Source organism: Borreliella spielmanii (genome assembly GCF_014201705.1).
Classification (GTDB): domain Bacteria; phylum Spirochaetota; class Spirochaetia; order Borreliales; family Borreliaceae; genus Borreliella; species Borreliella spielmanii.
Map to the genome: position 1 here is coordinate 1 of NZ_JACHFA010000025.1, position 2,011 is coordinate 2,011.

Sequence of the window (2,011 nt, forward strand, 5' to 3'; positions counted from 1 at the left end):
GTCTTGTTTTTCATAATTTATGCTTATAAAACCATTTTTTATTACTTTTTCTTTTCTGAATTTTGAGCCTCTTCCCCAATATTTTTAAGTTCTTCATCAATTTGCTTAATCGCACCATCTATTATGTCATTTGACACATCACTAGTATTATTAGCACTATTAGAAAAACTTACACTTAAACCAAATTCTTTAGCATATTTCCAAGCCTCTTGCCCACCACCTCTTTGATTTTGAGCTCGTTGACCTTGAGTTACTCCAGTTGCACTATTAACTTCTCCCTTAAACTCTTCAAATTTCTTTTTAGCCTCTTGTAAAGCTTTTTTTCTTTCCTCTTTTTTATTTTTTAAGCTCTCTTCAAGTTCTTTTAATTTATCTTCAAGTTCTTTCTTATCTTTTAACTTATCCTTTAATTTTTCTCTTATTTCTTTTACTGTTTTTTCATATTCAAGATATGTTTTAAGAGAAGTTTCTTTAGCATTCGTTTTTTCTATTTTATCCTTTAATCCTTTTATTTTTTTTTCAATCTCTTTTGTATCTAATGTATTTAAATCTTTTGTCTCTAAAATATTTAACAATCCATTAAATTCTTTTTTTATCTCTTGTTCTATTTGTTTTGGAATTTCTAAACTTTGTTCTGAAGCTTTATCATTTACATAATTCTTACAAGAACCAAACAGTGCAAAAACAGCACAAATAATAAACATTCTCATTTTTTCATTCATAAGTTACTCCATAAGTCTTAAAGATAACGCAACCACTAATAAATTCAATTTTTTATAATGTTTAAAATATCTAATCTTGTTACATTTTGAATTACAAAGTAACAAAACTTAAATGTAATTTTAATCAAACTCGAAAAATCTCTCCATTGCAAATGGCAGACTCATTACAAATGATCACAAAACACATACAAATTAAATTTTCAGGTATTTGCTATATATCACTTAAAGTATTATATCTTTCTTAAGTGCCCCCCTTAGAAATTGCCACTTCTACCCAATACAGTCACTCTACATGCCAAATTCTGCATGCAATGAGAAGCCCCCAAATTTGACTAAAATTTTATGTTTTTGGTAAAATGTAAGCTGCAATTTTTATATATTTTTATTACTTTTACTTAATTTAAAAGTAACACTTATAAAAAGAGGATTTTATGGACTTTAATAATTATCTTAATTTAAATAAAGAAAACACAGATTTTATTCTTAAACTACTAAAAGATTATCAAAAAGTAATAGATGAAAATAAAATCCTAAAAAATACTCTAGAAAATTCAACTAAACCCAAAAAAGAAACTCTAAGGCCTAAACCTAAGTTCTACTTAACTCCTAAAACTAGTAAACTAATTCTAAAGTGTATCAAAAGGCTAAAACAGACTGATCCAATATCCGGCTGGTTTGTGCATATACTCTCAATAAGTGGGTGCAGGGGTACTGAAATTCAAAAAGTAAAAATGCAAGATATTACTACTCTATCCAGCGAAACTGGAGAAATTTATTACAATATAAAAGTAAATGTGGCTAAAAAAAGAAGTGTCGCCTGCATTAGAGAAATTGTCATTAACTCTAAAGAGTTTGAAGCTATTCAAACAGCACACAAAAATCATTTCGAAGAAAAAAATCTTGATACAAGACGTACTTATCTTTTCCAAAAAACCAAACACAAATTTAAAGATAATCAAATTAGCATTATCCATATTTCTAATAAATTTAAAAATCTTCTTAAAAAGTCGGGATTTAAGGTAAATAAATCGCTTCATTTATGCAGAAATTTATTTATTTCTAATTTAAAAGCTAATGGTTACAATTCTTTTCAAATTAAAGAACTTATGAAATACTCTTCAACCCATGAAATTGATAATATCTACGGACTCTCTTCTGCAAACAAAATTCAAGCTTATAAATTTGCTAAAAATGGCTTAAAGCTATAACGCTATCTATGTTTAAATATACGCTTTGAAGTTACTTTAAATAGTTTCCCACGTGCCTTTAAATCAAGTGAATCATATAGT

General features: G+C 27.1%; 3 protein-coding genes. 1 reads left to right on the forward strand and 2 read right to left on the reverse strand.

Annotated elements, in window-relative coordinates; translation table 11 throughout:
• Positions 1–41: 41 nt before the first annotated feature.
• Positions 42–722 (reverse strand): ErpL protein, encoded by a 681-nt coding sequence (locus tag HNR35_RS05675; protein ID WP_183224540.1) that lies wholly within the window; start codon positions 720–722, stop codon positions 42–44.
• Positions 723–1,153: 431 nt separating this feature from the next.
• On the opposite strand from HNR35_RS05675, the gene HNR35_RS05680 reads away from it, so the two are divergent.
• Entirely contained in the window at positions 1,154–1,930 is a 777-nt protein-coding gene (locus HNR35_RS05680; RefSeq protein ID WP_183224542.1) for a tyrosine-type recombinase/integrase, read from the forward strand.
• A 2-nt stretch (positions 1,931–1,932) separates the two neighbouring features.
• Here the strand turns inward: HNR35_RS05680 and HNR35_RS05685 are convergent.
• Positions 1,933–2,011 (reverse strand): DUF261 family protein (locus tag HNR35_RS05685; RefSeq protein WP_183224543.1); only part of this gene is annotated, 79 nt, incomplete at its 5' end.

What these genes read in the sequence shown, in the direction of transcription:
- HNR35_RS05675 (WP_183224540.1), bottom strand. Translation starts at nt 722, where the DNA reads ATGAATGAAAAAATGAGAATGTTTATTATTTGTGCTGTTTTTGCACTG.
- HNR35_RS05680 (WP_183224542.1), top strand. Translation starts at nt 1,154, where the DNA reads ATGGACTTTAATAATTATCTTAATTTAAATAAAGAAAACACAGATTTT.